We start from the raw sequence: 25,445 nt of genomic DNA on the forward strand, positions 1-25,445 counted from the left end.
CTTATGGGTTGAAAATAAACGTAATCATCTGTTAAAATCCATGCAATCTGTGGGAAATGTAATCTGCAGGATACTATAGCACAATGGCGGTAGTGTTCTTTACTTCCGAGATCATAAACGAACTGTGGGTACTGGCAATATGCTGCAGCGTCGTAAGTTTTGAAAGCATAAAATTCCGGTAATCTTCCATATCCCTTACACCGATTTTTAAAATATAATCATAGTCGCCGCTTACGTGGAAACATTCGGTGACTTCCTCCAGATTCATGACTTCCTTTTCAAACTGAAGCACGTATTCCTTTTTGTGTTGTGCCAGCTTGATATGACACAGTACAATAAAATTCCGGTTGATTTTCTGACGGTCCAGCAATGCTACGTATTTGGAAATCACCCCTGTATTTTCCATTTTCCGGATGCGTTCATAGACTGCCGTAATTGATAATCCCAGCTTGTAAGAAAGTTCTTTGGTGGTCTGCTTGGCATCTTGCTGAAGAAAAAACAGCAGTTTCTTATCGGTTTCGTCAAAATGCATAGATAAATTTTTGTTAAAAGTTTATTTTATTCAAATGTAATAAACTTTTTTTCTATGTATTTAAACATTGTTAGATTTATATTCCATTATTTTAAAATTATATTGTAATTCGTAAGAAGGTTGATCATATTTACACCATAAAAAAACAGGACGATATGAAAGACTTTAATGCGGCTAACGAAATTCAGGATTTACAGTATTTTGGGGAGTTCGGAGGAGTAAATCCTTCCATTTCAGACAGCTCTACCTACACTTTCCTGTCTGCCAAGACGATGTTCGATACTTTTGAAGGCAATGCGGAAGGATGTTATCTCTACTCCCGTCATTCCTCCCCGATGAACCTCTACCTTGCCCAGGCACTGGCCAAGCTTGAAAATACCGAAGCAGCCAATGTAACTGCTTCAGGTATGGGTGCGATCACCTCGGTACTGATGCAGGTATGCAAAAGCGGCGACCATATTATTTCCAGCCGGACGATTTACGGCGGAACCTATGCTTTTCTGAAGAATTTTCTGCCACCTTTTAATATCAGTACAACTTTCGTAGACATCAGCAATTTCGAATCTATTGAGAATTCCATTAATGAACATACGAAAATCATCTATTGCGAAAGTGTCAGCAACCCTCTCCTGGAAGTGGCCGACTTAAGAAAACTTTCCGACATCTGCAAAAAGCACGGCTTAAAACTGATTGTAGACAATACGTTCTCACCGCTTTCCGTTTCTCCCACTGTACTGGGTGCAGACATTGTAATCCACTCCCTGACGAAATTCATTAACGGCAGCAGTGATACGGTAGGCGGGGTCTATTGCGGTACCCAGGAATTTATCAACGATACCAAAAATGTAAACAGCGGCGCCTGTATGCTGCTGGGCCCGACCATGGACAGCTTCCGTTCGGCAAGCATTCTGAAGAATCTGAGGACACTCCATATCCGGATGAAACAACACAGCCACAATGCTATGTTCCTGGCCCGGAGATTTGAAGAAGACGGATTGCGCGTGGTTTATCCGGGCTTAAAATCCCACAGGCACCACGAACTGATGAAAAGCATGATGCACGAAGAATACGGCTTCGGCGGCCTGCTTACTTTAGATGCCGGTACCACAGAGAAAGCCAATGAGCTGATGGAACTGATGCAGCAGGAAAACCTCGGCTACCTTGCCGTAAGCTTAGGCTTTTACAAAACTTTATTCTCATGCTCCGGAAGCTCTACTTCCTCCGAAATTCCGGAAGAAGAACGCGCCGCCATGGGAATTTCCGACGGACTGATCCGATTCTCCATCGGGCTGGATCACGACATCGAACGAACCTACGAAAAGATGAGGGAATGCATGCTCAAAACAGGCGTTCTCAACCATGAAACCATCTCCATATCCTAATTATTGTAGAAAGCTGTTGTTGATTCGACAGCTTTTTTCTTTGAAAGATGCCGAATACGGAGCTCACTAAGTTTCTTTGAATACTGACTGCTTTTAAGGCTCCAAAGCCGTTACACTTATAGAAGCTTACTAAGTTTATTCAGAGAAAATAACAATTAAATTTTATGGAAATGGTTCGGGAACGCTTCTTCAGGTTTCATTCTCAAAATATTAAGCAGCACCCACGATTTTAAAAACCCGTAACCATACGAAAACATCTGAATATAGGTGGAAATAACGGCCATCCCGGTAATGCTGATATTTTTTGTTACCCATAAAGCATGGAAAAACACCATGAAGGTATACAGCCCGTAAAAAGCAAGAATAACCCCTTTTCCAAGAATAAAATATTCCACAAACCCCATGATATAACCGATAAGAAACAGAGTCGGAAATGCAAAGGAAATTTTTACATAGTCCGGATGCCGCTGGTTGAGGATCGGACGGGCACAGCCGAACTGGTACACCTGCCGTGAAAACTTTCCAAAATCCACCCTGCGTTTGTGATAAATTGCGATGTCATCAAAAAATGCCGTGGTAAAACCGTTCTCCCAAAGCGTCATGGATAGATCCGGATCTTCACCGATCCGCATTTCCGAGAAACCGCCCACTTTTTCGAATACTTCCTTTTTTACTCCCATGTTGAAACTTCTGGGCTGGAATTTTGAAACCGCCTTTTTACTGCCCCGAATTCCGCCGGTGGTAAAAACCGAAGTCATGGAATAGGAAATCGCTTTCTGCATCAGGTTGAATCCTTTATGGGCTTTATCCGCACCTCCGAAGGCATCACATGGAATTTCCAAGATGTCTTTTTTAATATTTTCAATATAATCTTTCTCCACGATCACATCGCTGTCTACAAAAACCAGCCATTCGTTTTCCGCTCTCCTGGCACCGTAATTCCTGGACAATCCGGGCCCTGAGTTATCTTTCCGGAAATATTTTATTTTTAAGAAACCTGAAAAATTTTCAACCGTCGGTTTCAGGTCGATCATCGATCCGTCATCGACAATAATAATTTCAAACGCCCGGTCAGTCTGTGCGGTAAGAGAAGTCAGCAGTTCAAAAAGTTCGTCTCTTCGGTTAAAGATAGCAACAACAATGGAAATGGTAGGGTTCAAATCTGAAAATTTTTCAAAATTACTTATTCACGGAGGAATGCGCAAAGCATTTATGATAATTTATAAATCAGAAACTTTTTTTTTCGGATAAGCTGTCAGGCTCTCGAAGCCTTTACAATCACTGTATAAAGAAGCAATATTCAATGGTGCCGGCGGTGTAAAATACTTCGAGAACCTCAGGATGACATAGAGTTGATACTGACCGGAATTAAGTTTATATTCAGATAAATATCCCGGATTTAAAATAAAAAAAGCCAACCAGTGAAACAGAAAACAATATAACCGATCCACTGAAGAAAATCCACTGAAAAATATTTTTAAAATAATATTTCTCCAGCGAATACAAAAGAAAGAAAAAGACAAGTGAAACGGCTAATCCGATCAATGAGCAAACCATCAGGGTCGGTATATAATTTTCTGCAGGTAACGGATTTTTAAAAACGAAGAACAGCAGAACGGCAGAAAATAACAGCAGTACTGCACTTATCTTTTCAGTAAGGTACTTTGTTTTCTTTCTTACCGGTGATTCTTGTTCGCAGCTACTTTCTGATGAAGCTGATGTATTTCCCAATAAATCCGGAACATCTGTAAGTATATCAAAAACATCTAGAAAATCCCAATTCATGATTTAAGTTTTAACAAAAATAAAAAAACCTTCCGCAATGCGAAAGGTTATGTCAATATTAATTTTCCAGTTTATGCACCTTCTTCGTGCCTTCATACATTTCATATTGTAAAAACCGGGTTTCCAGTTTTCCGTTGAAAAGCTTGATTTTTCTTGACGGACGGAGCCCTATTTTTTTCAGGGCGTCCAGGTCGGAGGAGATCAGCCAGGCTAAGGTATTCGGGTAATGGGTTTTGAAGGTATCACCTATTTTTTTGTAGAAATCATCGTCGTTAATGGAAATCCGCTCATCGTAAGGCGGATTGAAAACCATCAGCAGCGGGAAGAGTTCTTTCTTCGAATCGAAGAAATTCTGTTTCCTCACTTCGATGACATCTTCCATTTCTGCCGCTTCTATATTCGTCCGGGCAGCATTCAGCATGCGGGCATCGATATCGTACCCTACAATCTTCCCGGTAAATTCTTTTACCCGGTTGATCCGGAATTCCTTGATTTTCTTAAACAGATCGGCGTCGTAATTTTTCCAGTTCTGGAAAGCAAAGCCTCTCCGGAAAATCTGGGCAGGCAGATCGAGGGCAATCATCGCCGCTTCTATCAGAAGGGTTCCGGAACCGCACATCGGATCCAGGAAATTTCCTTTCCCGTCCCATCCGGCGAGCTGCAGCATGCCGCTGGCCAGTACTTCATTAATCGGCGCTTCACCCTGTTCCCGCCGGTATCCTCTTTTAAACAAAGGATCACCTGAGGAATCCAGGGAAATGGTCACCAGCTCACGGTCAATGTGAAGATGGAACTTAATATCCGGGTTGCGGGTTTCCACATTCGGCCGTCTTTTGAATTTATCCTGAAAATAATCCACAATGGCATCCTTCATCTTTAGAGTCACAAACTGCGAATGCTTGAACGTCTCGGAATTCACCGTCGAATCAATGGCAAACGATTGGTCCACATCCATGAATTCCTCCCAGTTGAATTTGAAAAGCCGGTCGTAAAACTGATGCTGGTTGAAAGCTTTGAATTCATGGATCGGCACCAGGATTTTCAGTGCCGTCCTGGCAGAATAATTGATTTTATATAAAAAGCCTAAATCGCCCTCGCAGTTCACTGCCCGGTTTTTTACCTCAACGTTCCGTCCGCCCAGCTTTTTGATTTCTTCCGCAAGAATCTGCTCCAATCCGAAGAATGTTTTTATCTGGATCTTTATATTTTCTGTATTCATGATGCAAAAATACGATTTTAGTTGTTGGTTATCAGCTTACCCATGAGAGAAATCACGGCAAGCTGTAAAAACCGTGGGTTTACCGCTATGGACAGTCGGGCAAAAAACACTATTTTTGCAGCATGGAATGGTTTGAATCTTGGTTTGATACCCCTTATTATCATGTACTGTACAGCAACAGAGACTATACGGAAGCAGAAAACTTCATTACGAAACTTACACAGGATCTTCAGCTTCCCCCGAAATCCAGGATCATCGATCTGGCATGCGGCAAGGGACGGCATTCGGTTTTCCTCAATAAACTCGGCTATGATGTTTTGGGACTGGACCTTTCAAGGCAGAGCATCGAATTCGATAAGCAGTTTGAAAACCAGACCCTGTTGTTTGATGTTCACGATATGAGAAACCCGATTGATGCAGATCCTATGGATGCCGTGTTCAATCTCTTTACCAGCTTCGGATACTTTGACAATGAAAATGATGATAAAAAAGTTTTTCAGTCGGTGTATCAGGTATTGAAGCCCGGTGGTTTTTTTGTCCTTGATTATCTGAATGAAGAATATGTACGGAAAAGTATGGTTCCGGAGGCTACGGTCGTACGGGAAGGCATCGAGTTTAAAATCCTGAAAAAGATCGAAGGCCGGCATATTGTAAAAGATATCCGGTTTGAAGCAGACGGCAGGTCTTTTCATTTCTTTGAAAAGGTAAAACTTCATACCCTGGAAGCCATTAATGCTTACGCTGCTGAATGCGGTTTTGAAAGTATAAAAACCTGGGGCGACTATCAGCTTAACGAATTTAATAAAGAAACATCCACGCGCTGCATTAATTTATTCAGAAAAAAATCATGATAACGGTACTTTTACTGATCGCCAGTGTCATGGCAGGGGTATTTCTGGGAAAGCATTTCGGTAAAAAAGAAAAGCTGGCAAAAAACCTGCTTATTCTGAGTGCCGGATTTCTGATTACGATCTGTCTTAATGAAGTCTTTCCGCAGGTCTATACTTCTGAAACAGGCAGCAATTTAGGGATCTTTGTCATTGGCGGAGTCCTTTTGCAAATGGTTCTTGAAGCATTAACCAAAGGTTTTGAGCACGGCCACTTCCATCATCACAGCGAGCATAATATTCTGCCGGCTGCATTGATGGTCGGGCTTTTTATTCATGCATTTATTGAAGGGATCCCTCTGGCAAACGAAGAGCATGATTTTTCACCCTACCTTTTGGGAATTGTTTTCCACAATCTTCCGATTTCCTTTATACTGGGTGCTTTTTTATTCAACCGAAAGCAGGAAGCAAAATCAGCTCCCTCCTATCCTTCCATGCTGATTGTTGCTTTATTCGCATTGGCTTCCCCGATGGGAATGTTGTTAGGAAACTATTTTAATCCCGATCTGCAGCCTTATTTTCTGGCCATCGTCGGTGGTATTTTCCTGCATATTTCATCCGTCATTATTTTTGAAAGCAATAAAAACCACAATATTGACTGGATAAAAATCGGACTGGTCATTTTAGGGGTTTCCCTGGCACTGGTGATGCACCTGTTTCACAGCCATCCTCATGCAGGGCACCATCATTGATTTAATGTAAGCCATAGTATTGATGGCTGGAAGATGGGAGCTGAAGGATGGATGTTTTATCAGTCAGCACATCGACGAAGGTTTGAATAGTAAGTCTTATCTGTTCTTTACGAAAACAGTTGATTTAATTCGTATCGATAAAATAAATCTAGAACATAAAAAAGATCCTGAATATTGTATTCAGGACCCTTTTGTTTTGATATTAAGAATGGTCTAAATCAGAATTTCCATCCGAATGTAAGGAAGAAATTATTCCTGATATTCTTCACATCCGATACCGCAGAAGCATCGCTGGAGATCAGACGGTTCGGAGAATAATATCCTGCTTCGTAATTATTGTTTACCTCTCCATACAAGAACGGGTTGCTGTATTTTGAAGAGATATTCTGATAGGAAGCATCAATATAGAAAGACCTGAAATCATATCCTAAACCGAACGACAAAGCATTTCTGTCATTTAAGATCAGGTTGCTATAGGACTGGTTTTCCGTAATGCTTCCGTCATTGTTATACCTTCCCTTTACCGTAAGTGCATCAATCGGGCTGGAAGCATATGAATACCCTCCTCTTAACCTGAACTGCTTGATTCTGTATTCGGCACCGATCTTTAATTCAGATAAATTTTTATAATGATCCTTAAAGAAATCGTTCAGTTCTGTTTCGGCGTCGCCATATACTTTATACTTAGGTCTCGTTAATCCCAAAGTATAATCCACATTTAATGCAAAGCTTTTGCTGGCAATGAATGCAGCGCTTACCGTAGCCTTCATCGGAGTGGTCAGCTTTCTGTTTTCTGTACCGAAATCATCTCCGGAAATAGGATCGTTGTAATAGTTATACCCTCTGTCGATATCCCAGAAAGTAGGGGTTTCCAAAGAAGCTCCCACCCTGAAATTCGGGCTTAATTTTCCGATTACTCCTAATGAAGCTGAAAATCCGTTTGCCTTTTCGGTAAAAGGTGTATTCTGTTTGCTGAAGTATTCTGAGCTTCCGTCTGCCAAGGAATTAAAAATTGCTGTATCCGACTGATCGATAGAAGTATTCAGGAAATTTAAGCCGGCTCCAAGATAAAAACTGTTATTGTAGTTTGCTCCTACCCCAAAGCTCGTCTTGGATAAATAGCCATACCTGTCGTAAGCATGTCTTCCGAATGAAGAACTTCCGCCGTCAGGAAAATCGTAGACCAGATTGTTGTTACCAGGAGTCTCGATATAATTTTCAACTGACTGGTTGGAGTAATTAACCCCGATATTAATGAATTTCCAGGCGCTTTCCGTCATCAGCTGAAAAGTCATGACCGCTCCCAAATTTCCAAGGTCTCCTTTATTGATACTGTATCCGTAAGAGGAACCCGCATAAGAAGAGGTATTTTTATTGTTGGTAACCGATAAGGTTCCTGAAATTTCTCCTGAAATAGCAACACCCAGTCCGGCCGGATTGGTAAGCAGCGAATTGGCATCGCCTCCCAGGGCTCCATTGGAACCTCCCATCGCATTAAACTTAGCAGAACCTACATTCGGTGCATTAGAATAAACGTCTATGGTATTTCTAATCACGGAAACATCTTGAGCCTGTGCAAAAAATGCCGCAGAGATGCTCATTATTGCTAAAGATTTTTTTAACATTATTTTTTAATAGTTATTATTTGTAATTATCTGCCACCACGGAAACCGCCGCCACCGCCGCCACCGGATCTGAAGCCGCCACCGCCGCTTCCGCCACCGAAGCCACCGCCTCCTGACCGGAAGCCGCCGCCGCTGTTGGAATTATTGAATCCTCCGCCATTGTTTCTGAATCCTCCGTCATTTCTCGGCTGGGATTGTTGTGGGTAATTGTAGCTTGGTCTTGGCTGTCCCTGGGTACGGAAACCACCCTGAGGTCTCATTCCGCTTTGTCCGCTTCTGAATCCGCCGCCGTTGGTATTCCCCTGTCTGAATCCGCCGCTGTTGCCGCGGTATCCTCCGTTATTCATCCCGGAACCTGAGTTTCTGAAGCCTCCTGTATTGGTATTGCTTCTTCTCATTCCTCCGGAGGTTACGCCATACTTATTGGCAAAACTTCCGTTATACGTATTGAATCCTCTTCCATTGGCTCCGCTTCGTCGGTAGTTCGGTGCATAATAGCCGCCGCCCCAATAGCCGCCGCCGTAGCCCCAGCCGTAACCGCCGTAGCCACCCCAGCCCCAATAGGGGTTATAGGCACCATACCATCCACCGTAAGGATATCCCCATCCCATGTTCCAGCCACCGTAGCCGCCCCAGCCCCATGAGCCTCCCCATGAAAGTCCGAGACCCCAGCCGTAACCGCCATAGCCGCCCCAGCCCCAGTAGGGATTATAGCCGCCGTACATACCGCCCCAGCCCCAAGGACCACCCCAGCCCCAGGAATTGCCATAATAATTTGTCTGGCTTCCGGCATAGCTTCCCCAGTCTGAATCGGTTGCGGTATTGTTCCAAGAATAATTGTTCCATGCATCATATTTTCCTTCTCTGGAATTCATTTCTGCATTCTGAACCACGTTGGTGTCATCCTGATAATAATTGTATTCTTCCCCTACTCTGTTTCCTCTGTCATTGATAATTACTCCTTCAGGAAGAGTGTCTTTATTCGGGTCATAATAGACACCGTCGGTCTCGCTGTAGCCACCCATCTGGGCACCGCAGGACATTAAGATCAATCCGCCGGCGATGGTAAGAATCCCTTTGGATTTCAGCATGCCAAGCAAATTTTTATGTATATTTTTTTTCATGATAACGTAAAAATTTTTTATTTAAATTATATTTGCAGTCTGTACCAAAAATGTACCATCAGCACAGGTACAAAAATCTATCAAAAATAGATTTTTATTTTTAGATAACAATAATTGGAATAAGTTAAAAATATTAAAAAAAAATTAATGGCAAAATTAACCTCAAGAAGCGAAGATTACAGCAAATGGTATAATGAGTTGGTGGTGAAAGCCGACTTAGCTGAAAACTCAGGAGTGCGGGGGTGTATGGTGATTAAACCGTACGGCTATGCAATCTGGGAGAAAATGCGTGATGAAATGGACCGGAAGTTCAAGGAAACGGGTCACGTAAATGCTTATTTCCCGCTGTTTGTACCCAAAAGCTTGTTTGAGGCTGAGGAGAAAAATGCAGAAGGTTTTGCTAAAGAATGTGCCGTAGTAACGCATTACCGTCTGAAAACGGATCCTGATAATCCTTCCAAACTGATTGTGGACCCGGATGCCAAACTGGAGGAAGAACTGATTGTACGCCCTACTTCCGAAGCCATTATCTGGAATACGTATAAAAACTGGATCCAGTCCTACAGGGATCTTCCGATCCTGATCAACCAATGGGCGAATGTGGTTCGTTGGGAAATGAGGACGCGTCTTTTCCTTAGAACGGCAGAATTTTTATGGCAGGAAGGCCACACGGCGCATGCCACTAAAGATGAAGCAGTAGAAGAAGCGGAAAAAATGAATAAGGTGTATGCGGATTTTGCAGAAAACTTTATGGCAATGCCGGTCATCCAGGGACTGAAGACGCCTTCCGAGAGATTTGCGGGAGCTGACGAAACCTACTGTATCGAAGCTTTGATGCAGGACGGTAAAGCTTTACAGGCCGGAACGTCCCACTTCCTCGGGCAGAACTTTGCAAAGGCCTTCGACGTTAAATTCACCAATAAAGAAGGAAAAATCGAGCATGCATGGGCGACATCCTGGGGAACCTCGACCCGTCTGATGGGTGCGTTGATTATGACCCATTCCGATGATTTCGGATTGGTACTACCTCCTACGCTGGCTCCGATCCAGGTGGTTATTGTTCCTATTTTCAAAGGAGAAGAACAACTGGCCCAAATCAGTGAAGTGGCCCTGGACATCCAGGCCAGGCTGAGAACCAGGGGAATTTCCGTAAAATTCGATGATGATACCCAGAACAAGCCGGGCTGGAAGTTTGCAGAATATGAACTGAAAGGCGTGCCGGTAAGAATTGCCATGGGACCAAGGGATCTGGAGAACAATTCGGTGGAAATCGCCAGAAGGGATAATTTGACAAAGGAAGTACGCGCAATCGAAGGTATTGATTCATACATCGAAGATTTGCTGAAAACCATCCAGCAGGATATGTACACCAAAGCTTTTGAATTCAGAAAAAATAACATCACGAAAGTAGATACGTACGAAGAATTCAAAAAAGTGCTGGAAGAAAAAGGAGGGTTCATTTATGCCCATTGGGACGGAACTGCTGAGGAAGAAGAGCAGATCAAAGACGAAACCAAAGCTACCATCAGATGTATTCCTTTGGATGATGATATTGAAGAAGGCGTTTCCCTGATTTCAGGAAAGCCGTCCCAGAGGAGGGTTTTATTTGCCAAAGCTTACTAGATTATAATTGATGATTGCTCAATGATCATTCTTATCATTATAATTGAATGACATTTAGCATTTAATAGATTTAAACGCTTAAAATATAAATCTGTAAAAGTTCACTGAATTTTTACAGATTTTTTTTGTGGGATATATTTGGACTATTTTTTGTTACTTTCTATTCCAACATTAATCTCAAAATATTTTATTATGTCATTACACGCCATTGATCTAATTAAAGGACAATTGGGTCCTGCCCTGGAATCCCGGACGGCTGCCCAACTCGGAGAAAGTGAAAGTTCAGTTTCAAAAGCCATCCAGGGCCTTTTACCGGCCGTGGTAGGCGGACTGGCCAACAATGCCGACAATCCGGAGGTATTGGATACGATTTCAAATCCCTCTTCCAGCGGTATCTTAGGAAACCTGCCGGGAGGTTCATCCAACGATTCCGCTATTTCGCGTCTTTTATCGGTTCTTTTCGGCGACAGGCTGAACGGATTGATTGAAACAATTGCGGGCTATGCAGGAATCAGTAACAATTCTTCAAGCTCATTGCTGAATATGGTTGCCGGTGCTACCGTTGGTTCCCTGGGAAAATACGCTGCCGACAACAACCTGGACCATGCAGGAATTTCAAAATTGCTGAATGACCAGAAAGGAATCGTTTCTACCTTACTGCCTGCGGGACTTTCTTTAGCCGCCCTCAATGAAAGCGGTGACTGGGATGCACGCTATAAATTTGACAATGACGGGGATGCCATAAAAATGCCGGCTGAGGAAAAGCCGGTATCCGGAGAGCCGAAAGTCGAAGTAACAAGAAGTGTTGCTCCTGGGGGAACCTTCCCGGACAGACCGACTACCAGCGACGGCGGATCGATCTGGAAATGGCTGCTTCCTCTGCTCCTTTTACTGGCTGCCGGCTTTTTCGTGTGGAAGCAGTGCGATAAAAAAGAAACAACCACAACAACGACTGTAAGTGATTCCGGAAATGTAGTTACCGATACAACCACAACTTCAGGAATGAAGGATACAGCGGCAATGGCGGCAACATCAAAAGTGGATGAGGATATCGATCTTAACGGTACTGCATTGAAAGGTTACAGAGGCGGAATGGAAGACCGTATGATTGCCTTCCTGAAATCAGGCGGCTATCAAAGTGCTGCTGATGACAATGCTTTAAAAAACGACTGGTACAATTTCGACCATGTGAATTTTAAATTGGGCAGTGCGACTGCACTGGAAGCAGGTTCCGAAGGACAGCTAAATAATCTTGTAGCGATCCTGAAAGCATATCCTGACGCGAAAATAAAAATCGGTGGCTATACTGATAAAACAGGTAACGAAGCTGCCAATTTAAAATTATCTGCCGAAAGGGCTGATTTTATTAAATCGTGGCTGGAAAAGCAGGGGGTAGGTTCACAGGTAACCGGAGCAGACGGATACGGAAGCCAGTTCGCTACCGTTGATGCCAAAGCTTCGGATACGGAAAGAGCGATCGACCGAAAAATGGCAGTGAGATTTTCAAAGTAATCCTGTCGGTAATATGATATGAAATCCCGGAATGTTTCCGGGATTTTCTTTTGGCCTTGCCCTTTTCATTAATTTAATTATATTTGTTAGTCATTTCTAACATTTTTATGAGCTCAAATTTAAAAAACGCGTGGCGTAAAGATAAAACCTCTCATTCCCTGTCCGAAGCTTATTCTTCGGTAAAGATCCCTAAAAACGGAAGCTTCTGGAGGAAGTATCTGGCTTTTGCCGGGCCCGGACTTATGGTTGCCGTAGGATATATGGATCCCGGAAACTGGGCGACGGATATTGCCGGAGGGGCACAGTTCGGGTATATCCTGCTTTCGGTAATTCTGATTTCCAATATTTTTGCGATGGTACTGCAGCATCTTTCCGTAAAACTCGGTGTTGTGGCCGAAAGGGATCTTGCCCAGGCCTGCAGGGATCATTTCAGCCCTACCACCAACTTTATCCTTTGGGTATTCTGCGAAATTGCCATTGCAGCCTGTGATCTTGCTGAAGTCATCGGTTCTGCGATCGCCCTGAATCTCCTTTTCCATATTCCGCTGACCTGGGGAATTGTAATTACTACTGCAGATGTGCTGTTCATCCTTCTTCTGCAGTCGAAAGGGTTCCGCTGGATCGAAAGTATTGTCGGAGGACTGATTTTTATTATCCTTGCATGTTTTATTTACGAACTGGTGATTTCAAAACCGGCTATTCATGAGTTATTGGGCGGACTGGTTCCGCAGAAAGAAATCATCCGGAATCCGGCGATGCTGTATATTGCCATCGGAATTCTGGGAGCCACCGTGATGCCGCATAATTTATACCTTCACAGCAGCATTGTGCAGACCCGGGATTATTCCCGTGATACGGCAGGAAAAAAGGAAGCCATTAAATTTGCCACTCTAGACAGTACGGTTTCCCTGATGCTGGCTTTCTTCATCAATGGAGCGATCTTAATTCTGGCGGCAGCCACTTTTCATGTTTCGGGCAATAAAGATGTCGCGGATATTCATGATGCCTACAAAATGCTGACGCCGATCTTAGGAGCTTCCATGGCGAGCATCGTATTTGCCGTAGCCTTACTGGCTTCAGGACAGAATTCGACCCTGACCGGAACGTTGGCCGGCCAGATTGTTATGGAAGGTTTTTTAAATATCAGATTAAAGCCCTGGGTACGACGTCTGATCACCCGTCTGATTGCCGTTATCCCGGCACTGATCGTTTCCGTTATATATGGTGAAAGCGGCACTACCGAATTGCTGGTTTTAAGCCAGGTAATTCTATCGATGCAGCTGAGCTTTGCCGTTGTTCCTCTGGTGATGTTTACCAATGACAAAGCCAAAATGGGTGAATTTGTGAACAAACCCTTTCTAAAAGCAGGAGTGTGGATTATTTCAGTTATCATTATTATTCTGAATCTTTACCTGCTGTACCAGACGTTTTTTGGGCAGGGCGTTTGAGGAATGATGAGTTATTAGTTATAAACGATAAATAATGCACGGGTGTTGATATTACGGAGGTTTTCGTTTTTTCTGTCGTTCCTTCGGAGATCTGAATATCGTATTACCGCTTGCACTGGAACGGTACGAAACCCACCACTCACCTCTTACACTTACCTGTCAAAATTTTCTTGAATTTTCGACATCTATCCGGTTCGCATGAGGGTTAAGTTCTTTTAGACTTTCTATCTGCAAGATCTGCGGGAAATTAGATTCTTTAAATGCAGACGATTCCGGGCTATCCCTGATTTTATTAAAAAATAAAATCCTCGCGGATTACTGGATGAAAGCATTAAAAACCTTTTGCGGCCCTGCGTTTTTCCGACACTTATCTGCGGTATAAAACTGACCATTCACAATTCACTTGCCGGGCAAAATCCACCGTTAATTATAGCCTATTGACTATGCAGTATTCACTATATACCCATAATCTGACGAAATGTCATGCTTTTTTCTTTGGCAGAATGTTTGTGAATAAAAAGGAAAATAAAGATTGAATTATGGAAAACCAGGATATTAACGAAGAAAGCATCAACAATCAGGAAGATACGACGATCCAGAATGAAGCGGCAACGGAGGAAAATGTGACAGTAAAACCGACTGCAGAGGAACTTTTGGCAGAAGAAAAAGACCGGTACATCAGATTATACGCCGAATTCGAAAACTATAAAAAAAGAACCTCCAAAGAAAAGATGGAGTTCTTTCAATATGCAAATCAGGACATGATGATCTCAATGCTGGGGGTGCTGGATGATTTTGAAAGAGCCATTAAGGAAATTGCCAAAAACGGCAACGCCACAGACCTTCAGGGGGTGGAACTGATCTACAATAAATTCAAAAACAAACTTACCGAAAAGGGATTAAAAGCGATGGAAGTAAGAGCCGGAGACAGCTTTAACGTGGATTTCCATGAAGCCATCACCCAGATTCCTGCACCGTCCGAGGACCTGAAGGGAAAAATTGTAGATGTTATTGAAACAGGATATACCCTGGGCGAAAAGGTGATCCGTTTTGCAAAAGTAGTCACCGGAAATTAAAAAACAGCCATAAGTAAGGAGTAATAAGCAATTTTGATATTACTCATTATTCATTACTAATTACTCATATATAAAGATGTCAAAAAGAGATTATTACGAGGTTCTGGAGATCAGCAAATCTGCTTCAGCCGACGAGATAAAAAAAGCCTACCGTAAGATGGCCATTAAGTATCACCCGGATAAAAACCCGGGCGATAAAGATGCTGAAGATAAATTCAAAGAAGCAGCGGAAGCATATGAAGTGCTGAGCGACGAGCAGAAAAGAGCCCGATACGATCAGTTTGGCCATGCAGGAATGGGTGGAAACGGCGGATTCGGAGGCGGATTCGGAGGCGGCGGAATGAATATGGAAGATATTTTCAGCCAGTTCGGTGATATCTTCGGCGGCGGTTTCGGAGGATTCGGCGGCGGCGGCGGCCGTCAGCAGGTAAAAGGTTCCAATTTAAGAATCAGAATCAGGCTGAACCTCGACGAGATGGTGAACGGTACCCAGAAAACCATTAAAGTAAAAAAAATGAAGCTGGCGGAAGGAGCCACTTCAAAGACCTGCCCTACCTGTAACGGAACCGGAGTCCAGCTGAAAGTAATGAATACCATGTTCGGACAGATGCAGACGCAGACGACCTGCGGAACCTGTCAGGGAATCGGTAAAGTAGCCGATAAAATCCCTGCCGGGGCCAATGCACAGGGTCTTATAAAAGATGAAGAGGAAGTAACCATCAATATACCGGCAGGAGCCAGAGACGGCATCCAGCTGAACGTGAGAGGAAAAGGAAATGATGCTCCGTTCGGGGGAATTCCGGGAGATCTTCTGGTGATCATTGAAGAGGAAGTGGATAAAGTGATCAAAAGAGAAGGCGACAACCTTCACCAGGAACTGTATATTTCTTTCGCAGAAGCGGCACTGGGCACTAAAAAAGAAGTACCGACCGTCGGCGGAAAAGTAAAAATAACCATTGATGCAGGTACCCAATCCGGAAAAATCCTGAGATTAGCCGGGAAAGGACTGCCGAGCATCGACAGTTACGGAAAAGGCGATATGTTCATCCACATCAATGTCTGGACACCGCAGAAACTGACGAAGGAACAGACCGATTTCTTCGAGAAGCAGATGAGCAGCGGTGAAATGGTAGCAGAACCATCCGGAAAAGAAAAAACGTTTTTTGATAAAGTAAAAGATTTATTCAATTAAAATATTTGAAAGAGGCTTATTTTTTGTAGGTCTCTTTTTTCACATTCATTACTGACTGACAATAGACCAATCATTAAATTAAAAATATCTGCGCTATAGACGCTAATGCAAATTTCACATGAATTACAAGCTTCAACTCCGTACACCAGACTCTACCCCAAATCTTGTTTTTAACACGATTTTTTTCGATGCATTCAAAGTAAATATCGTAGAGCGATATTTCGGTCGTGTTCCGAAATCATGTGAGGTTTTATTTAAGATAAGAACCTTGGATGATGTACTTGTTCAGCGAAAAGACGGGAATACCAGAGTAAAAATCAAAGATGCCGATCTTGAAACGTATATGAGACTTATAAAAGTATTAGGATCATACGAATACCGCAATCATCTGATCAACCGAAATGAAGCCGAACAGGATCTGGTTCACTTTATTCTGAGACTGGTGATTATGAATTACGATTTAAACTAATTATTAATTGATTACCGTATAAAACAGGCTGTCCGGATTGCCGGACGGTCTCTTTTATTTTGTGCTGCCCTTACGAAACTATGGGGACTTTTCAGATTCTCACAAATCTTAAAATCTTTTTTGAACCTTGCAGGTATGAATCCGGAATATCTGTTTACAGGAGATATCTCAGCCTGCGGTTGAGGAATACCAGAATAAGGCTGGCAGCCATTAAAACCACGATAAAAACAAGATCCTGCCAAGAAGTAAAGTAACCGGATTTATATACCCATTCGATAACCAGCGGGTGAATCAGGTAAATGGCGGTTGAAATGCTTGCCAGGATTCTGGAATCTGTTTTCGCCGTTATATTTTTACAGTATAGAAACATGAGAGGACAGGCAATCAACAATGAAAACAGCAGGTCGATACTCTCTTTTTTCTGCAGATGAAATATTTTTTCATTCAGAAAAGCCTCTCCTATCACCGTTCCGGCAGAGAGCAAAACTATTATTAACGAAGGCTTCCGTTTTGTATCAATTCCCAGTTTTTTAATTAAAAAACCGATCCCGAGAAACGGAAAGCAGACAAACAGAAAATTCCGATAGGCAGGAAACAAATTGAATACCGCATCCGTATCCCCTTTGAAGCAATGTGCGTTCCCGAGATATTGGATCACATAGCCGCAGCAAAAACAGGATATTAAAATTAAAAACAGCTTCTGAGCAGGAATATTCCGCAGCACATACAAAAGCAGTCCGGCCAATAAAGTACCGATGAGATACCATAAATGATGGTAACCAAAAATAAGATTCATTACATACCCATCATCTTTTTTCCATAAAGGAATGTAGATCACCGACCAGATGGCATACAGTAAAAAGATCCGGAAAGACCATTTTTTCAGCTTGGCAGGATCATTCACATAGAAAAAGAAATATCCGGAAATGATCAGGAATACCGGAACCCCGATCCTGAAAAGTCCGTTGACCAGCACATAGCTCAGGGAGGGATAAGTATCCCGAAGAATATGCAGATGCAGGCAGACCACAAAAGAGGCCAGCACAATTTTTAAAATATCGATCGATAAATTTCTCATGGATGATCAAAAAAAGCTTACGATTTACTCATAAGCTTTTGTATATTTCAAAGGTAAGATTAAATTATTTACTTTTCACTAACGAAACAGCTCCTTTTCCCAGGGTAAACAGAATCACGCCTAAAATTCCTCCTGCAAGACCAAGTATGATTTCTTTCAGTTTGGTGAGGATTTCACTGGAAGACCAGTCCGGGAAGAGGTGGTGGAAATAATCGATGCGGTGGGCAAAGATTCCGCCGGCAACCATAATCAGGGCAACGGTTCCGATAACCCCTAATGCTTTGATCACGATCGGTAATGCCTTTACCAGCAGATGCCCGAGTTTTCCGAAGAATCCTTTATCATTGCTTCTTTTGATCAGCTTAAATCCGGCATCATCCATTCTTACGATCAGGGCTACAATTCCGTATACGCCTACCGTGGCAATGAAGGCAACCAACGTGGTTACGAGGATTTGCGTAATAAAAGGATGGCTTTCTTCGAGTACCGTGCCCAATGCAATAATTACAATTTCAATGGATAAAATAAAATCGGTGGTAATGGCCGATTTTATTTTTGATTTTTCCAACTCTTCCGGGCTTTGTTCTTTTACTTCCTCTTCTACTTCATGTCCTTTTTTGTCGCGGTGGAAAAGATACTCTATAATTTTCTCTACCCCTTCAAAGGAAAGATACAGTCCCCCCAGAATCAGCACATAGTTAATGGCAGGAGCATAAAGCCAGTTCAGCAGGAATACGATCGGGAGGATGATGAGTTTATTGATGAATGAACCTTTGGTAATCGCCCACAGGACAGGAAGTTCTCTTGACGATAAGAAACCTGTTGCTTTTTCAGCATTTACCGCAAGATCATCTCCCAGGATGCCCGCTGTTTTCTGAGTGGCTACTTTACTCGTCACCGCCACATCGTCCATCAATGCCCCGATATCGTCCAGGATCGCAAAAAAACCAGATGCCATAGTATTTTAATATTTTTTTAATAATTGTTAAAGCGCAAAATTAATTATTTAATTCGGTTTTCCGCATGCGCCGGTATTAATTTCAGCATTATACTTAGCAAAGAATACACCGTTGATTAAATAGGCCGGGTTATTGGTTCATGGACTGGAAGAGTAGTTTGGAAGGCTTCGAGAACCTCAGCCTGACAGCTTATAATTAGATTAGTATTATGTCATCCGGCTCTCGAAGGATTACAAGGCCAGTATCATCTATTCGGCTTTTTTCTTTTGATAGGTTTGGCAGCTTTTCCCATTCATCATTCATAATAGCTTCTTTCTTTTTTCTGCTCCATCCTTTCACCTGCTTTTCAAATACGATGGCTTGATTTACATCATTGAATTCTGTATGAAAGACCAATTCAACAGGTCTTCTTGAATATGTATATGAATCAGGATTCACACCTGCTATATGATATTGCATTCTTTTTTCGATATCATTGGTAACACCGGTGTAATAGGAATTATCAGAACATTTGAGAATGTAGACATAGTATCTTTTCATATTGTATTTTAGTTAAAGATACGAATATTTGCAAAAAGGCTTCGAGAACCTCAGCCTGACAGTGCGCATGTGCATTTTTGATTGAATTGAAATGGTTGTTCTGTGCAAGTCAACGGAACATATTTCAAGTTAGTATTAGCGTTAGGTCATCCTGAGGCTCTCGAAGGATTTTCATACATCCAGTAAAACAACAAGAAATACAGACAGGAAATCATCCTGAAGTAAGCAGTAAAGAAAGCGCCTGCTAAATAGAATCTTCTATTAATTTTTCTTACCTTTAAATAATGAAAAAGCGGATTCTGAATTACCATTTTTTTGTTTTAGGACTGATTGTTCTGGTAGTAAATTCATGCAATACGCGGAAATTTAAAGTGTGGGTGGGAACGGATAACGAACAGAAGATTTATAACCTGAAATACGGTGAGCACAAAAGACAGAAGATGGATGTTTTCCTTCCGTCGGGATATCCCGTAAACAGCCCGGTGGTATTGCTCATCCATGGCGGAGGCTGGACTATGGGAAAAAAGGAACACATGATCCAGATCCAGAAGATGCTTTTTGCGAATCATATTCCCAGCATCAATATGAATTACCGGCTGGTTTCCAAAGCAAAGGGAATCACTTACCGTGAACAGCTGGAAGATATCGGTTCTGCTCTGGTAAAGTTTAATTCACTGGCTGAAAAGGCCGAGCTGCAACCGGATAACTATGTTCTTTTAGGCGAAAGTGCCGGCGGTCATTTAGCATTACTTTATGGCTATCAGAACCCGGACCGTGTAAAGAAGATTATCTCTCTAAGTGGCCCGACCGATTTTTACTCCCCGGAATATCTGAATTCGTTTTATTCGAAATATTCATCGCCGACGATCCAGAAGGTTGTGGGTACGAAATTCGACCGTAAAAAACTGTCTGAAGAATTTAAAAAGGCAAGCCCTATTGCCAATGTTACCCATGTCCCTACCCTGCTTTTTCAGGGTAACCGGGATTTTCTCGTCAATCGGAAACAGGGACTGGCATTGGACTCGGCCCTGGCTGCCCGGAATATTGTTCATAAATTCATTTACATGGAAAGAACCGGCCACGCACCAAGGTTTTTCAGCAAAAGGAAAAGGGACAGCATCATTTATCCGAATATCCTGGAATGGATCCTTAAATGATCGGTATCTCCCCAAAAATACAAACCGGTTTAAAAGCCGGCTGAAACCATTTACCCTGTTCATGAAAAAAGCGGATTAAAGTCCGCTAAAATTATCATAATCGTTTAAATTGTCCGGTATCGGGAGTTACGGGAACAGCTTTTTCCATTTGGTAACCGAATTCCGGCTGAGACTGAAGTGGGCAGCCAGTTGAGTATTGTTCAGCCGGTGCTTCTTCTGGTAATCCAGTATCCGGAGAATCGTCCTTTTATCATAGGATTTCAGTTTCTGGTTATACCGGATGTTTTCTCCGTTAGCACTTCCGGTAATAATCGTATTCAGACGGATAACATCCATCCGTTCCAGTGTGTCTTTACTGAGGATAGCATGGCACAGACCAGCTTTTTCAGGGTATTTTATCCGGATCATATCCCGGTATATTCTTCGGTAATCAGGTATTTTCATGTTTGCTTAGCCATTTATAGAGGGTAGTCTTCGGGATGCCGTATCTTTTAATAACTTCTGCTTTCGTTTTCGCTCCGGTACTGATAAGTTCACGGATAAAATCGATCATCTCTCTACTGTAAATATTTTTCCGGAATAAGGGAAGTTCTGTTTTCTTCTTTGAGTCTTTCTTTTGTGAGGAAGGAGGCGAATATAAAATCATGTGCTGAGTATAGATCCGGAAAAAATCATATTCCAAGAGCTTACTCCATTTTAAAAGCTCATTTGTACCGATCGCTTCAGACCGGTAAATTCCATTAATTTCTTCTTCGGAACATTTCATGAAATTGCAGATGCGGGATATTTCAATCCCGCTTTCCGCAACTCTTTTTTGTATGAGACTTCCGATATGAATTTTTTTGAAGTCCATTTATATAATAAGCATTTGTGTATATTAATTAAAAGAAAAAAGAATGTATTCGTAATTCTTAATCGCAGTGGAACATTCTTCTCAATTCATCCTGATTCCTGGGCAATTTCAGGAACTGGTGGTCGCTATTCAAAAGAATCATCGAAGGTGTTGCATAAATATGATACTGTATTGCCACACTGCTGAAATAGCCGTTTTCCGCGTATACATTTCTGAGATTAGGGTAAATCTCTGATGTTACAAAGGCATGCTTTTCCCAGTTGCTCCTGTTGTCATCAAGGCAAATCCCGATGACCTGCACTTTTTTGCTGCCGTTTTTCTGTAAGATCAACCGGATTTCAGCAAGCAGCTTTTTGCAGAACGGACAGTCCGTTTTCCAGAAAAAAATAAGGATGTGCTCAGATTTGAAATCATAAAGACGGAAATTACCAAAATCGTGATCCTCCATCCGGTTTCCCGGTCTGTACATCTGTGAAAAATCCGATTTTCTGATTTCCATTTCCTTCTGCAGAAAGTCTGCTCCGCAGTTTCCGGATTGTCCGGAAACTGTAGAACAGAATGCGATCAGTAAAATAAAGAGCCTGTAGATCATTACCTTGCCCAAAGGACCGCTTTATAAAAACCTCCGGGATTCGTACCCGTTAACTGGGGCAGGCAATTATTTCCGCTTGGTGTACCTGTACCATAGCTTTGGCCGATTGAATTTCCCGAACCCCAGGCAGCACTGGGAACACCTTTAACGCCGATACCAATACCGAAATCTGCCGTATTGAATACTTCATAAGTCTCATTATTCAGAACAGTTCCAAAACGTGCGGCACCGAAGTTGGCGGTTCCTATATTTATACCGTTGGCCATGGCTCCCGTTAACCAGGTATAAGCATTTCCCGGCGAATAATAAGTCGAGGGAACACCATTTACGGTGCAGGGCTGGTTTAGGTACTGATTGGCAACATTCGAATTGATTGTTGAATTGGCCAGTGCTTTAGGAGTTCCTGCCGTAGGTACGGTGAAAGGGGTAAGGTCAGGCGTTGTCACAAAATCTACCCAGAAATCTTTTGCCGTAAGATAGTTGTATGCCGGATACAGCGCGTTGGCAGTGCTGGCATTGGTAATATCAAAATCGGAAGCATTGAATACAGCCCCTGAAGACCAGATTCCCGAACTGTATTGGAAATCGCTGTTGTTGTTCATTGATTTCAGGATTAAAGTCCATCCGCCGCCGTTATCGGTCATGTTACAGTATACCTGCTCGGCACAGTAAGCGTTTCCGCTTCCGTCCGGATCGATCCAGTAGGTGCCGTTCCCGGTAGATAATCCCGAATCCAGGATCTCTTTACAGGAAGATTTCAGGTTTCCGATATTTACGCCCGCCGGAACTACCGTAATGGTTTTGGTAAAAGTCTTGGTTCCGCAGGAAGCACTGCTGAAAGTTGCGGAAACGGTATACGAACCAATAGCTGCACCCGGGGATGCCGTTAAGGTAGTGGATGGTGTATTGGTACTGCTGAAAGTCATTCCTGCAGATGGAGATACCGACCAGCTGATGACCGATGACCCGGTATATAATCCCAAAGAAAGCGATGTACTTTCTCCCGGCGCGATGGCGCACGGGTTGGCAACAATTCCTGAAACGGCACCATCAATGGCGATGTCTACGGTATTGCTGTACACTGCTCCGCAGTAATTGGCTGCAGCCCTGCGGTATTTTGTAGGAATGGTTAAAGAAGGAGGATCATAATTCTGGATATTATTTGTGCCCGGGGCCGCTGTCCATGTAGTTCCTCCGTCTGTACTCTGCTGCCAGGTATAGACAACCGTGCCGCCAAGTCCGGGATCTGCCGCCGAGGATGTAAACACTCCGGGATCATATCCCGCACAGCCATAAGGCTGATTGTGGGATATTACTCCCGGCTTAAGATCGGGATTACAGCCGCCGGATGAATTTCCGGAAATGGAACTGATGCTCCTCATCCGTACGACACCTGTAGAGGCATCAACAGTAAGTAAAGAGTCAGTTTTCTGTGCATTGATTAATCCGTTAATCTTTAAAGGATTGGCCGGAGCAACCACATGAAGCTTATTGGAAGGATTTACAGTACCTACCCCTACATTTCCTGCCGAAGTGATTACAAAATCATTATTCTGCTGCAAAGTGGTAGGGATACCGGTTGCAGGATTATCCTTTCCCGCATCTACATGAAAGGTTCCCTGCGGATTTTTTGTATTGATTCCAACCTGAGAATATATATTCACCCCTACAAAGATCAGGGTACAAATTATTAATTTATTATTCATGAATTATTTAATTATAGATTAATAAGATGAATTATCTGGCCCAAAGGATCGCTTTGTAAAAACCATTTCCGTTTGTCCCCGTGTAAATACTGCAGCTTTGTATACAATCTAAGCATGTGCTGTTACCGGATGATATATTTCCGGCTGAGCTCTGCTGAATATTCGCTATTCCGATACCAATTCCTGAATCGGAAGTATTAAAAATCTCATTGTTTTCGTTATTTGTCATTACTCCAAATCTTATGGAAATAACACTGGATCCCAGATTTATTCCGTTCCCGGATCCTCCTTTTTCAATTGTATAAGCATTTGCAGGCGTAAAGTAGGTACTGTTGATTCCATTATTCTGACAGGCCTGATTAAGATACTGATTAGCAATATTGGCATTCAGTGTTGCGTTAGCCAGTGTCTTTGGCGTTCCGGCTGTAGGTACTGTAAAAGGGGTAAGATCAGGCGTTGTCACAAAATCTACCCAGAAATCTTTTGCAGATAAATAATTATATGGTTTATACAATGCATTTGCCGTACTGGAATTGGTAAGATCAAAATCGGAAGTATTAAATACGGCTCCTGAAGCCCAAAGTCCTGAATTGTATTTAAAATCGCTGTTGTTGTTCATCGATTTCAGGATCAGGGTCCATCCGCCGCCGTTATCGGTCATGTTACAGTATACCTGTTCGGCACAATAGGCGTTTCCGCTTCCGTCCGGATCAATCCAATAGGTTCCGTTTCCTGTGGATAATCCCGAATCCAGGATCTCTTTACAGGAAGTTTTCAGATTCCCTACGTTTACTCCCGCCGGAACCACGGTGATGGTTTTCGTAAAGGATTTGTTTCCGCATCCCGGGCTGGTTATCGTAGCTGTTACCGTATAAGATCCGACGGCAGCACCTGAAGAGGCTGTCAGTGTTGTAGTGGTCGTATTCGTACTGCTGAAAGTCATCCCTGTAGAAGGAGATACCGACCAGCTGATAACGGAAGATCCGGTAAACAGCCCTATCGACAGCGAGGTGCTTTCACCCGGAGCAAGAGCGCATGGGGTAGCTACAATTCCAGAACTAGCTCCGTCTATGGCAATATCTACCGTATTGGTATACACTACGCCACAATAATTGGCCGCTGCCCTGCGGTATTTGGTAGGAATGGTTAAAGCGGGAGGATCATAATTCTGCACATTGTTGGTGCCGGATGCTGCTGTCCATGTCGTTCCCCCGTCGGTACTCTGCTGCCAGGTATAAGCTATGCTTCCGCCGATTCCGGGATCTGCCGCCGATGAGGTGAATACTCCGGGATCATATCCTGAACATCCATAAGGCTGGTTGTGGGAGATAGTCCCTGATTTTATACCCGGATTACAGGTGCTGGAGGAACTTCCGGAAATGGAATTGATGCTTCTCATCCTTACGACTCCGGTAGAGGCATCTACGGTAAGTAGGGAGTCCGTTTTTTGTGCATTAACGAGTCCGTTCAGGCGCAGAGGATTGGAGGCAGCCACAACATGCAGTTTATTTGTAGGGGCAATGGTGGCGATTCCCGTAGCACCCGTAGAAGTCACCACAAAATCATTGCTTTGCTGTGCCGTTGTAGGTACACCGGTTGCCGGATTGTCTTTTCCTCCATCCACATGAAAGATTGCCTGCGGGTTATTGGTGTTGATTCCCACCTGGGAATACATAGCTGCCGAACAGGTAAACGCAGCAGCAATAAATAAGTTTTTTTTCATTGATTGTAAAAATTTATGGTATAAATTAATTTTTCTAAATGCATCTGTAGAAGAGGGAGATCGATGTTCTGACAGAATCGTTTTCATTTACTTTCATATTGTCTTTTTATCATTAGTCTTTCTTAGACTAATCTGAAGTCTTATGATATTATAATTGAACTGATTAAATAAAAGAGTTATTTATATTTTTATAATCATTATCCCATCGTGAGCATATGTTATAAAATATATTTTTAATTCCGGATTTTAATATATTGTTACAAATATTTAA

General features: G+C 42.7%; 23 protein-coding genes. 10 read left to right on the top strand and 13 right to left on the bottom strand.

The features are described 5' to 3' along the window. Window positions 1-73 precede the first annotated feature (73 nt). Complete coding sequence (locus CHA01nite_RS10415; protein WP_146941254.1) at window positions 74-532, bottom strand: Lrp/AsnC family transcriptional regulator; 459 nt, start codon at window positions 530-532, stop codon at window positions 74-76. Between the two features lie 155 nt (window positions 533-687). Here CHA01nite_RS10415 and CHA01nite_RS10420 point away from each other — a divergent pair, with 155 nt between their 5' ends. Beyond that, a complete protein-coding gene (locus CHA01nite_RS10420; RefSeq protein WP_146941255.1) occupies window positions 688-1,914 on the top strand; it encodes an aminotransferase class I/II-fold pyridoxal phosphate-dependent enzyme in 1,227 nt (408 codons plus the stop codon). A gap of 155 nt (window positions 1,915-2,069) precedes the next feature. Here CHA01nite_RS10420 and CHA01nite_RS10425 read toward each other — a convergent pair whose 3' ends face one another. Both CHA01nite_RS10425 and CHA01nite_RS10435 read right to left on the bottom strand, forming a co-directional pair. After that, window positions 2,070-3,074: a glycosyltransferase family 2 protein gene (locus CHA01nite_RS10425; RefSeq protein ID WP_146941256.1), complete on the bottom strand. Its 1,005-nt coding sequence runs from the start codon at window positions 3,072-3,074 to the stop codon at window positions 2,070-2,072. Between the two features lie 683 nt (window positions 3,075-3,757). Then, window positions 3,758-4,918, bottom strand: coding sequence for a THUMP domain-containing class I SAM-dependent RNA methyltransferase (locus CHA01nite_RS10435; protein ID WP_146941258.1), 1,161 nt, complete (start codon window positions 4,916-4,918; stop codon window positions 3,758-3,760). 122 nt (window positions 4,919-5,040) lie between these two features. Between CHA01nite_RS10435 and CHA01nite_RS10440 the strand changes: the two genes are divergently transcribed. Beyond that, window positions 5,041-5,769, top strand: a complete 729-nt coding sequence (locus CHA01nite_RS10440) for an SAM-dependent methyltransferase (protein ID WP_146941259.1) — start codon at window positions 5,041-5,043, stop codon at window positions 5,767-5,769. Further along, on the top strand, window positions 5,769-6,497 hold the full coding sequence (locus CHA01nite_RS10445) for a ZIP family metal transporter (protein ID WP_146941316.1): 729 nt from the start codon (window positions 5,769-5,771) through the stop codon (window positions 6,495-6,497). Before CHA01nite_RS10440 ends, CHA01nite_RS10445 begins: the two co-directional genes overlap by 1 nt. A 218-nt stretch (window positions 6,498-6,715) precedes the next feature. On the opposite strand, the gene CHA01nite_RS10450 is transcribed toward CHA01nite_RS10445, so the two are convergent. Continuing rightward, window positions 6,716-8,098 (bottom strand): OmpP1/FadL family transporter, encoded by a 1,383-nt coding sequence (locus CHA01nite_RS10450; protein ID WP_146941260.1) that lies wholly within the window; start codon window positions 8,096-8,098, stop codon window positions 6,716-6,718. A gap of 50 nt (window positions 8,099-8,148) precedes the next feature. Beyond that, on the bottom strand, window positions 8,149-9,246 hold the full coding sequence (locus CHA01nite_RS10455; RefSeq protein WP_146941261.1) for a prolyl-tRNA synthetase: 1,098 nt from the start codon (window positions 9,244-9,246) through the stop codon (window positions 8,149-8,151). Between the two features lie 147 nt (window positions 9,247-9,393). Here CHA01nite_RS10455 and proS point away from each other — a divergent pair, with 147 nt between their 5' ends. From proS to CHA01nite_RS10485, 6 genes are all read left to right on the top strand, one after another. After that, the gene (proS, locus tag CHA01nite_RS10460) at window positions 9,394-10,869 is read left to right on the top strand and encodes a proline--tRNA ligase (RefSeq protein WP_146941262.1); all 1,476 of its coding nucleotides are present in this window, start codon (window positions 9,394-9,396) and stop codon (window positions 10,867-10,869) included. A gap of 192 nt (window positions 10,870-11,061) precedes the next feature. After that, the gene (locus CHA01nite_RS10465) at window positions 11,062-12,381 is read left to right on the top strand and encodes an OmpA family protein (protein ID WP_146941263.1); all 1,320 of its coding nucleotides are present in this window, start codon (window positions 11,062-11,064) and stop codon (window positions 12,379-12,381) included. Between the two features lie 107 nt (window positions 12,382-12,488). Continuing rightward, the gene (locus CHA01nite_RS10470) at window positions 12,489-13,829 is read left to right on the top strand and encodes an Nramp family divalent metal transporter (RefSeq protein WP_146941264.1); all 1,341 of its coding nucleotides are present in this window, start codon (window positions 12,489-12,491) and stop codon (window positions 13,827-13,829) included. A gap of 539 nt (window positions 13,830-14,368) precedes the next feature. After that, complete coding sequence (locus tag CHA01nite_RS10475; protein ID WP_146941265.1) at window positions 14,369-14,905, top strand: nucleotide exchange factor GrpE; 537 nt, start codon at window positions 14,369-14,371, stop codon at window positions 14,903-14,905. A 76-nt stretch (window positions 14,906-14,981) separates the two neighbouring features. Further along, the gene (dnaJ, locus tag CHA01nite_RS10480; protein ID WP_146941266.1) at window positions 14,982-16,097 is read left to right on the top strand and encodes a molecular chaperone DnaJ; all 1,116 of its coding nucleotides are present in this window, start codon (window positions 14,982-14,984) and stop codon (window positions 16,095-16,097) included. Window positions 16,098-16,215: 118 nt separating this feature from the next. Then, window positions 16,216-16,566, top strand: a complete 351-nt coding sequence (locus CHA01nite_RS10485; RefSeq protein WP_146941267.1) for a prevent-host-death protein — start codon at window positions 16,216-16,218, stop codon at window positions 16,564-16,566. A gap of 154 nt (window positions 16,567-16,720) precedes the next feature. On the opposite strand, the gene CHA01nite_RS10490 is transcribed toward CHA01nite_RS10485, so the two are convergent. From CHA01nite_RS10490 to CHA01nite_RS10500, 3 genes are all read right to left on the bottom strand, one after another. Beyond that, window positions 16,721-17,644 (bottom strand): acyltransferase family protein, encoded by a 924-nt coding sequence (locus tag CHA01nite_RS10490; RefSeq protein ID WP_146941268.1) that lies wholly within the window; start codon window positions 17,642-17,644, stop codon window positions 16,721-16,723. 64 nt (window positions 17,645-17,708) lie between these two features. After that, window positions 17,709-18,602, bottom strand: coding sequence for a DUF808 domain-containing protein (locus tag CHA01nite_RS10495; RefSeq protein WP_146941269.1), 894 nt, complete (start codon window positions 18,600-18,602; stop codon window positions 17,709-17,711). Between the two features lie 196 nt (window positions 18,603-18,798). Next, complete coding sequence (locus CHA01nite_RS10500; protein ID WP_146941270.1) at window positions 18,799-19,143, bottom strand: GIY-YIG nuclease family protein; 345 nt, start codon at window positions 19,141-19,143, stop codon at window positions 18,799-18,801. A gap of 284 nt (window positions 19,144-19,427) precedes the next feature. Between CHA01nite_RS10500 and CHA01nite_RS10505 the strand changes: the two genes are divergently transcribed. Then, complete coding sequence (locus CHA01nite_RS10505) at window positions 19,428-20,300, top strand: alpha/beta hydrolase (protein ID WP_146941271.1); 873 nt, start codon at window positions 19,428-19,430, stop codon at window positions 20,298-20,300. Between the two features lie 126 nt (window positions 20,301-20,426). On the opposite strand, the gene CHA01nite_RS10510 is transcribed toward CHA01nite_RS10505, so the two are convergent. Genes CHA01nite_RS10510 through CHA01nite_RS10530 form a run of 5 tightly spaced genes read right to left on the bottom strand, consistent with a single transcriptional unit; the run spans window position 20,427 to window position 25,174 of the window. Further along, entirely contained in the window at window positions 20,427-20,708 is a 282-nt protein-coding gene (locus CHA01nite_RS10510) for a helix-turn-helix domain-containing protein (RefSeq protein ID WP_228458395.1), read from the bottom strand. Between the two features lie 22 nt (window positions 20,709-20,730). Next, complete coding sequence (locus CHA01nite_RS10515; protein WP_146941273.1) at window positions 20,731-21,153, bottom strand: helix-turn-helix domain-containing protein; 423 nt, start codon at window positions 21,151-21,153, stop codon at window positions 20,731-20,733. 58 nt (window positions 21,154-21,211) lie between these two features. After that, a complete protein-coding gene (locus CHA01nite_RS10520; RefSeq protein ID WP_146941274.1) occupies window positions 21,212-21,757 on the bottom strand; it encodes a peroxiredoxin family protein in 546 nt (181 codons plus the stop codon). Continuing rightward, window positions 21,745-23,451 carry a fibrinogen-like YCDxxxxGGGW domain-containing protein gene (locus CHA01nite_RS10525; RefSeq protein WP_146941275.1) on the bottom strand — a complete coding sequence of 569 codons (1,707 nt, stop codon included), beginning with the start codon at window positions 23,449-23,451 and terminating at the stop codon, window positions 21,745-21,747. The genes CHA01nite_RS10520 and CHA01nite_RS10525 overlap by 13 nt, the downstream gene beginning before the upstream one ends. A gap of 31 nt (window positions 23,452-23,482) precedes the next feature. Beyond that, complete coding sequence (locus tag CHA01nite_RS10530) at window positions 23,483-25,174, bottom strand: fibrinogen-like YCDxxxxGGGW domain-containing protein (RefSeq protein WP_228458396.1); 1,692 nt, start codon at window positions 25,172-25,174, stop codon at window positions 23,483-23,485. Window positions 25,175-25,445 lie beyond the last annotated feature (271 nt).

The organism is Chryseobacterium hagamense, from assembly GCF_007991455.1.
GTDB classification, from domain to species: Bacteria; Bacteroidota; Bacteroidia; order Flavobacteriales; family Weeksellaceae; genus Chryseobacterium; species Chryseobacterium hagamense.

Coding starts and splice junctions, on each gene's coding strand:
- CHA01nite_RS10500 (WP_146941270.1), bottom strand. CDS start 19,143: ATGAAAAGATACTATGTCTACATTCTCAAATGTTCTGATAATTCCTAT.
- CHA01nite_RS10420 (WP_146941255.1), top strand. CDS start 688: ATGAAAGACTTTAATGCGGCTAACGAAATTCAGGATTTACAGTATTTT.
- CHA01nite_RS10515 (WP_146941273.1), bottom strand. CDS start 21,153: ATGGACTTCAAAAAAATTCATATCGGAAGTCTCATACAAAAAAGAGTT.
- CHA01nite_RS10440 (WP_146941259.1), top strand. CDS start 5,041: ATGGAATGGTTTGAATCTTGGTTTGATACCCCTTATTATCATGTACTG.
- CHA01nite_RS10475 (WP_146941265.1), top strand. CDS start 14,369: ATGGAAAACCAGGATATTAACGAAGAAAGCATCAACAATCAGGAAGAT.
- CHA01nite_RS10525 (WP_146941275.1), bottom strand. CDS start 23,451: ATGAATAATAAATTAATAATTTGTACCCTGATCTTTGTAGGGGTGAAT.
- CHA01nite_RS10485 (WP_146941267.1), top strand. CDS start 16,216: ATGAATTACAAGCTTCAACTCCGTACACCAGACTCTACCCCAAATCTT.
- CHA01nite_RS10435 (WP_146941258.1), bottom strand. CDS start 4,918: ATGAATACAGAAAATATAAAGATCCAGATAAAAACATTCTTCGGATTG.
- CHA01nite_RS10495 (WP_146941269.1), bottom strand. CDS start 18,602: ATGGCATCTGGTTTTTTTGCGATCCTGGACGATATCGGGGCATTGATG.
- CHA01nite_RS10505 (WP_146941271.1), top strand. CDS start 19,428: ATGAAAAAGCGGATTCTGAATTACCATTTTTTTGTTTTAGGACTGATT.
- CHA01nite_RS10415 (WP_146941254.1), bottom strand. CDS start 532: ATGCATTTTGACGAAACCGATAAGAAACTGCTGTTTTTTCTTCAGCAA.
- CHA01nite_RS10530 (WP_228458396.1), bottom strand. CDS start 25,174: ATGAAAAAAAACTTATTTATTGCTGCTGCGTTTACCTGTTCGGCAGCT.
- CHA01nite_RS10450 (WP_146941260.1), bottom strand. CDS start 8,098: ATGAGCATCTCTGCGGCATTTTTTGCACAGGCTCAAGATGTTTCCGTG.
- CHA01nite_RS10465 (WP_146941263.1), top strand. CDS start 11,062: ATGTCATTACACGCCATTGATCTAATTAAAGGACAATTGGGTCCTGCC.
- CHA01nite_RS10455 (WP_146941261.1), bottom strand. CDS start 9,246: ATGAAAAAAAATATACATAAAAATTTGCTTGGCATGCTGAAATCCAAA.
- CHA01nite_RS10510 (WP_228458395.1), bottom strand. CDS start 20,708: ATGATCCGGATAAAATACCCTGAAAAAGCTGGTCTGTGCCATGCTATC.
- CHA01nite_RS10470 (WP_146941264.1), top strand. CDS start 12,489: ATGAGCTCAAATTTAAAAAACGCGTGGCGTAAAGATAAAACCTCTCAT.
- CHA01nite_RS10490 (WP_146941268.1), bottom strand. CDS start 17,644: ATGAGAAATTTATCGATCGATATTTTAAAAATTGTGCTGGCCTCTTTT.
- proS (WP_146941262.1), top strand. CDS start 9,394: ATGGCAAAATTAACCTCAAGAAGCGAAGATTACAGCAAATGGTATAAT.
- dnaJ (WP_146941266.1), top strand. CDS start 14,982: ATGTCAAAAAGAGATTATTACGAGGTTCTGGAGATCAGCAAATCTGCT.